Raw genomic sequence first — 6,634 nt, forward strand, 5'->3', positions numbered from 1 at the left:
CTTGGTTGCAGAAACAAGAGGCGTTATTGGGAGATTAGACCAGTAAATTGCTGCTAATTGCTATGAATTAGCTATAATCTTGGTCGATTTTTTAAATTTTACTCGGTTTTAACAAAAAAACCGTGTTGAATTATCGTATATTTGGGAATATAAACGTTCCACTCACGATAAGGGAAGATAGCAACATAATGTCTGCAAAGTCACGGATTCTCGTTCTAAACGGACCGAACCTTAACCTGTTAGGTCTGCGCGAACCGACACACTATGGTAATAACACCCTAGCACAAATTGTGAATACGCTAACAGAGCAGGCTCACAATGCTGGGGTGGAATTAGAACACCTACAATCAAATCGTGAGTACGAACTGATTGAAGCCATTCATGCCGCTTACGGCAAGATTGATTTCATCATCATCAATCCAGCTGCTTTCACTCATACCAGTGTAGCACTGCGAGATGCATTACTTGGCGTCGCCATCCCATTTATCGAGGTGCACCTATCAAACGTGCATGCACGTGAAGCGTTTCGCCATCACTCATATCTGTCAGACAAGGCAGAAGGCGTGATTTGCGGCCTGGGTGCACAAGGTTATGAATTTGCTCTGTCTGCTGCAATTAACAAACTTCAGACAAAGTAACCCTTACACTCTGCAATCCTATGGGGTTGTCTTAATCACAAGATAAAAGAGAAAGAAAAGATGGATATTCGTAAAATCAAAAAGCTAATCGAGTTAGTTGAAGAGTCTGGCATTGCTGAGCTAGAAATTTCAGAAGGTGAAGAATCAGTACGCATCAGTCGTCACGGCACAGCTCCCGCTCACGCACCTGTTCACTACGCGGCAGCTCCAGTAGCAGCACCTGCTCCAGCAGCAGCGGCAGCGGCACCTGTAGCAGAAGCGCCAGTGGCAGCAGAAGCTCCAGCGGCGGCAGCACCTGCAGGTCACCAAGTTCTTTCTCCAATGGTTGGTACTTTCTACCGCTCTCCAAGCCCTGACGCGAAAGCATTCGTCGAAGTAGGTCAGACTGTAAGTGCTGGTGATACGCTATGTATCGTTGAAGCGATGAAGATGATGAACCAAATCGAAGCGGACAAGTCTGGCGTTGTTGCTGCAATCCTAGTTGAAGACGGCCAACCAGTTGAATTCGACCAACCTCTAGTTGTAATCGAATAAGCGGGGCTTGCCTTATGCTAGATAAAGTAGTCATCGCGAACCGAGGTGAAATTGCACTTCGTATCCTTCGCGCTTGTAAAGAGTTAGGTATTAAGACCGTTGCTGTGCATTCAACAGCTGACCGCGATCTTAAGCACGTCCTACTTGCAGACGAAACCGTATGTATCGGTCCTGCTCGTGGCATCGACAGCTACCTAAACATTCCACGCATCATTTCTGCTGCGGAAGTCACGGGTGCGGTCGCTATCCACCCAGGTTACGGCTTCCTGTCAGAAAACGCAGACTTCGCTGAACAAGTTGAGCGCAGTGGCTTCATCTTTGTTGGACCAAAAGCAGAAACGATCCGCTTGATGGGTGACAAAGTGTCAGCGATCAACGCAATGAAGAAAGCTGGTGTTCCTTGTGTACCAGGTTCTGACGGCCCGCTAGACAATGATGAAGAGAAAAACAAAGCGTTTGCTAAACGCATTGGTTACCCAGTCATCATCAAAGCATCTGGCGGCGGTGGCGGTCGTGGTATGCGTGTTGTTCGCGCAGAAAAAGACCTGATCCAAGCTATCGCCATGACACGTGCAGAAGCGAAAGCAGCGTTCGACAACGACATGGTTTACATGGAAAAATTCCTGGAAAACCCTCGTCACGTTGAAGTTCAGGTTATTGCTGACGGCCAGGGCGGTGCAATCCACCTGGGTGAGCGTGACTGTTCAATGCAGCGTCGTCACCAGAAAGTGGTGGAAGAAGCACCAGCACCAGGTATCACTGAAGAGATGCGTAAGTACATCGGCGAACGTTGTACTCGTGCATGTATCGAAATCGGTTACCGCGGCGCAGGTACGTTCGAATTCCTATACGAGAACGGTGAGTTCTACTTCATCGAAATGAACACTCGTATTCAGGTAGAGCACCCAGTAACAGAAATGGTAACAGGTATCGACCTAATCAAAGAGCAGCTACGTGTTGCAGCAGGTCAGCCTTTATCATTCACTCAGGATGACATTAAGATCCGCGGCCATGCGATCGAGTGTCGTATCAACGCTGAAGACCCAGAGCGCTTCTTGCCATCACCAGGTAAGATTGAGCGTTTCCACTCTCCAGGTGGTATGGGTGTACGTTGGGAATCGCACATCTACACAGGTTACTCAGTGCCTCCTCATTATGATTCAATGATTGGTAAGCTGATTACTTACGGTGAGAACCGTGACGTAGCGATTGCACGTATGAAGAATGCTCTTGGTGAGATGATCATTGAAGGCATCAAGACCAACGTGCCACTTCAGGTTTCGATCATGAATGATGAGAACTTCCAGCACGGTGGTGCCAACATTCATTACCTAGAGAAGAAACTAGGCCTACAATAAGCCTTGGTTGAACTCCTAAAAAATGCCCACACCTGTGGGCATTTTTGTTTTGTATACTATCTATACTCAAACAAATTGCAGAGTTCTGGTAAACTCTGCGCCACTTCATTTACTGTAAGAGCAAAAATCAATGCCTTGGATTCAAATCAAACTCAACGCGACCAATGAAAACGCTGAGCAAATCGGCGACATGCTAATGGAAGAGACTGGTGCGCTGTCTGTAACGTTCCTAGACGCGCAGGATACACCTGTATTCGAACCTCTACCTGGCGAAACTCGCTTATGGGGCGATACTGACATTCTGGCACTGTACGATGCAGAAGCCGATACCAACTTCATCATCGCCCAGATTACCGCAAGTAACATGCTTGCAGAAGATTTTGCTTACAAAGTAGAACAGCTAGAAGACAAAGACTGGGAACGCGAATGGATGGAAAACTTCCACCCAATGAAATTCGGTGAGCGTCTATGGATTTGCCCAAGCTGGCGCGACATTCCAGAACCAGACGCGGTAAATGTAATGCTTGATCCAGGTCTTGCATTTGGTACGGGTACTCACCCAACGACAGCACTTTGTCTTGAGTGGCTAGAGGGTCTGGACCTAACTGGTAAAACAGTCATCGACTTTGGTTGTGGATCTGGCATTTTAGCGATCGCGGCGATCAAACTAGGTGCAGAGAAAGTGATCGGGATCGACATTGATCCTCAAGCACTACAAGCCTCTCGCGACAACGCTGAGCGTAACGGCGTTGCCGATCAACTTGAAGTTTACTTACCGCAAAATCAGCCGGACGGACTGCTCGCTGATGTGGTCGTTGCTAACATTCTTGCGGGTCCGTTACGTGAACTTGCTCCAGTTATAAAAGGTCTGGTTAAGCCAAATGGTGACCTTGCCATGTCTGGCGTATTGGACACCCAAGCAGAAGATGTCGCTAACTACTACCGTGATGAGCTTCACATAGATCCTATCATTGAGCAAAAAGAGTGGTGTCGCATCTCTGGTCGTAAGCGAGGCTAGACAAGGATTTAACGGCTAATTGTTTGAAATTCATACAATTTACAAAAACAATTTGTAAATGCTCAAATATTAGTCTTTTCACGCAGTAAAAAAATGCGTAAAATGCGCGCCCTTGCTGGTACAGAACTGTGATGACGTTTTGAGAATCGGAAACTATCAACTTAAGAACAATCTAATCGTAGCCCCAATGGCTGGTGTAACGGATAGACCGTTTCGCGAGTTGTGCCTTCGTTATGGTGCGGGAATGGCCGTCAGTGAAATGATGTCTGCTAACCCAAAACTATGGAAAACGTCGAAGTCGAAACAGCGCATGGTACATGAAGGCGAATCGGGCGTTCGCTCTGTACAAATTGCCGGTTCCGATCCACAGCTTATGGCGGATGCAGCTCAATTCAGTGTTGAAAACGGTGCGCAAATCATCGACATCAACATGGGCTGTCCGGCAAAGAAAGTGAATAAAAAGCTGGCGGGCTCTGCACTGCTTCAATACCCAAACATTATCGAAGAGATTTTGAAAGCGGTAGTGACTGCGGTTGACGTTCCTGTAACGTTAAAGACCCGAACAGGCTGGGATACAGAAAATAAAAACTGTCTCCAAATCGCTAAATTAGCCGAAGACTGCGGCATACAAGCTCTTGCACTGCACGGCAGAACAAAAGCATGTATGTACAAAGGTGAGGCCGAATACGACAGCATTAAAGCGGTAAAAGAGGCTATTTCAATTCCGGTTATCGCGAATGGTGATATCGATAGCCCGGAGAAAGCCAAATTTGTACTGGAGTACACCGGTGCGGACGCTTTAATGATTGGACGCCCTGCCCAGGGTCGCCCTTGGATTTTCCAGGAAATCCATCACTATTTGGAAAACGGCACCACAATGGATGAGCTTCCAGCAGAGGAAGTGAAAACCATTATGCTTGGTCATGTGAACGCTCTACATGAGTTTTACGGAGAGTACTTAGGGCCACGTATCGCGCGTAAGCACGTTGGTTGGTATCTAAAAGAGCATGAGCAGGCGAGTGCGTTTCGCCGTACCTTTAACGCTATCGATGCAGCACCGCTGCAAATTGAGGCGTTAGAAGGTTATTTTGATAACGTTGCATCATAATTAAGAGAAGAGCTAGACCGAATATGTTCGAACAAAATCTGACTTCAGAAGCATTAACAGTAACTACAGTAACGTCACAAGACCAGATTACTCAAAAGCCTTTACGTGACTCTGTTAAAGCGTCTCTTAAAAACTACCTTGCTCAACTAAATGGCCAGGAAGTAACAGAACTATACGAATTAGTTCTAGCTGAAGTTGAACAGCCACTACTAGATACCATCATGCAGTACACTCGCGGTAACCAAACTCGTGCAGCGACTATGATGGGCATCAACCGCGGTACTCTTCGCAAGAAACTTAAAAAATACGGCATGAACTAAGACCGTACTTAAAGTTGTTATAGAATAAGCCGCTGCCTTTTAGGTCGCGGCTTTTCTTTATCTGAAGAAAACACGTCACTTACAAACGTTAATATTCGGCCTACAAAGCGCCACATAGCCAAGTAGCTCGACGTCAGCACATTTCCCTACTTATATAACTAATGCCACCTCTAAAGAGCAAAGAGAGCGAAATACACGAACCTTACTCAACAGCCTCCAAGACAGAGACTCCATGACTCCATTTTGATCACCAGCATGTAGTCCTACTAAAAGTCGCCTCAAACTACCTCATCGAACTAAAGGTGGGTCAAAGGGGAATGCAAAACACTCTCTTGCCTAATGTTAGAGATTGATCACTTCAAAGAATCTAACGATCAAGCCGGTCACTTATTGAGGGAGTCACTGATAGTTCAAACCTCTCAGTTTTGCCAATGCCCGATTACGGATCAGATACCTTGCTGTCTCTCACTTTTTGAAGGGAAAAGCCGCACTGAAATCGCTCAGTTTCTTAAAGTGAGTAGAACGAGCGTAAACAAATGGATCAAAGCCTATCTAGATTTTGGCTTAGAAGGCCTACAAGAAAAGGTTCAAACTGGCCGCCCTCATCGTCTGACACAACAGTAATTAAGCCAACTTCAACAGTTTGTGACGACCTATGCTGTTAAAGAGGACGTCTTCAAGCTAAAGATATTGCTATCTATATTGAACAACATTTTGGCATCCAATACAGACAAGCTAACATCTACCGGATACTCCAAGATATTGGTTTGAGCTGGATTGCCACTCTCTCTAATACCAATCTAAGAAACACAAGACGATTTAAAAAATTCAAAATCAAAACGATCCTTAAGCTCCCAGGACATATGGCTCTAGAGTGTGTTGATGTCTGGTTTCAGGATGAAGCCAGATTTGGGCAACAAAACACAACAACCCGTTTATGGGCTGAAAAAGGAACGCGTGCAAGAGCCGTGAAGCAACAACAATTTGAGTACGCCCATCTGTTCGGTTCAGCCTGTCCCAGCAAAGGAATTGGTGAGGCTATCGTCGTCCCTTGGGTCAATAAAGACATCATAATAGAGCACTTAAAAAAAAATATCGGCAGTCACAGAGAAGGGACATCACGCAGTCGTTATTATGGATGGCGCAAGGGTGGCATACGGAAGACATTGCCGATGAATTTAATAACGTCAGTGTCATCAAACTCACCCCTATCCCCCAGAGTTGAACCCTATAGAACAGGTATGGAATTGATTGAGACAACGCTATTTAGCCAACCAATCTTTTACTGACTACAACGACATCATCCCCAAAGTCTGCGATGCATGGAATCGTTTTTTGGATTGCTTCAAAAGAGTCATCAAGATGTGTTCGAGAAGATGGATAGACCTGACCAGTTAATTTTCCAGATTGGTATGAAGACATGTCAGGACAGTGTATGTGAAATGAAAAAAAGCCTCGCTATTTCTAGCGAGGCTTCTTAATAGTGGCGGAGAGATAGGGATTTGAACCCTAGATACGCTATTAACGTATGCCGGTTTTCAAGACCGGTGCTTTCAACCACTCAGCCATCTCTCCACAAATTGTCATCTTCAGATTAGTACACTGATGATGTTTGTTACCGGTAATAACAAGTAACTGTAATTAAAGCCTGGCGATGT

At 45.7% G+C, this 6,634-nt stretch carries 6 protein-coding genes, 1 tRNA gene and 1 pseudogene; 7 read left to right on the forward strand and 1 reads right to left on the reverse strand.

Going from position 1 to position 6,634, the window contains the following annotated elements; genetic code table 11:
• Positions 1-188 precede the first annotated feature (188 nt).
• From aroQ to RXX31_RS21815, 7 genes and pseudogenes are all read left to right on the forward strand, one after another.
• The gene (gene aroQ / locus RXX31_RS21785; protein ID WP_317591772.1) at positions 189-638 is read left to right on the forward strand and encodes a type II 3-dehydroquinate dehydratase; all 450 of its coding nucleotides are present in this window, start codon (positions 189-191) and stop codon (positions 636-638) included.
• Between the two features lie 60 nt (positions 639-698).
• Positions 699-1,172: an acetyl-CoA carboxylase biotin carboxyl carrier protein gene (gene accB, locus RXX31_RS21790; RefSeq protein WP_317591773.1), complete on the forward strand. Its 474-nt coding sequence runs from the start codon at positions 699-701 to the stop codon at positions 1,170-1,172.
• Positions 1,173-1,186: 14 nt separating this feature from the next.
• The gene (gene accC / locus RXX31_RS21795) at positions 1,187-2,530 is read left to right on the forward strand and encodes an acetyl-CoA carboxylase biotin carboxylase subunit (protein WP_317591774.1); all 1,344 of its coding nucleotides are present in this window, start codon (positions 1,187-1,189) and stop codon (positions 2,528-2,530) included.
• 130 nt (positions 2,531-2,660) lie between these two features.
• On the forward strand, positions 2,661-3,548 hold the full coding sequence (gene prmA / locus RXX31_RS21800; RefSeq protein ID WP_317591775.1) for a 50S ribosomal protein L11 methyltransferase: 888 nt from the start codon (positions 2,661-2,663) through the stop codon (positions 3,546-3,548).
• A gap of 139 nt (positions 3,549-3,687) precedes the next feature.
• Positions 3,688-4,656, forward strand: a complete 969-nt coding sequence (gene dusB / locus RXX31_RS21805; RefSeq protein WP_317591776.1) for a tRNA dihydrouridine synthase DusB — start codon at positions 3,688-3,690, stop codon at positions 4,654-4,656.
• A gap of 23 nt (positions 4,657-4,679) precedes the next feature.
• The gene (gene fis / locus RXX31_RS21810) at positions 4,680-4,976 is read left to right on the forward strand and encodes a DNA-binding transcriptional regulator Fis (RefSeq protein ID WP_000462885.1); all 297 of its coding nucleotides are present in this window, start codon (positions 4,680-4,682) and stop codon (positions 4,974-4,976) included.
• 445 nt (positions 4,977-5,421) lie between these two features.
• Positions 5,422-6,374 (forward strand): annotated as a pseudogene (locus tag RXX31_RS21815) (IS630 family transposase).
• Positions 6,375-6,460: 86 nt separating this feature from the next.
• Here the strand turns inward: RXX31_RS21815 and RXX31_RS21820 are convergent.
• Positions 6,461-6,551 (reverse strand) — tRNA-Ser (locus RXX31_RS21820).
• Positions 6,552-6,634: the final 83 nt, after the last annotated feature.

The organism is Vibrio sp. EA2, assembly GCF_033042495.1.
In the GTDB taxonomy this organism is placed as follows: domain Bacteria; phylum Pseudomonadota; class Gammaproteobacteria; order Enterobacterales; family Vibrionaceae; genus Vibrio.

Bases quoted from the DNA above. Each gene is read 5' to 3' on its own strand.
- aroQ (WP_317591772.1), top strand. From the start codon at position 189: ATGTCTGCAAAGTCACGGATTCTCGTTCTAAACGGACCGAACCTTAAC.
- accB (WP_317591773.1), top strand. From the start codon at position 699: ATGGATATTCGTAAAATCAAAAAGCTAATCGAGTTAGTTGAAGAGTCT.
- accC (WP_317591774.1), top strand. From the start codon at position 1,187: ATGCTAGATAAAGTAGTCATCGCGAACCGAGGTGAAATTGCACTTCGT.
- prmA (WP_317591775.1), top strand. From the start codon at position 2,661: ATGCCTTGGATTCAAATCAAACTCAACGCGACCAATGAAAACGCTGAG.
- fis (WP_000462885.1), top strand. From the start codon at position 4,680: ATGTTCGAACAAAATCTGACTTCAGAAGCATTAACAGTAACTACAGTA.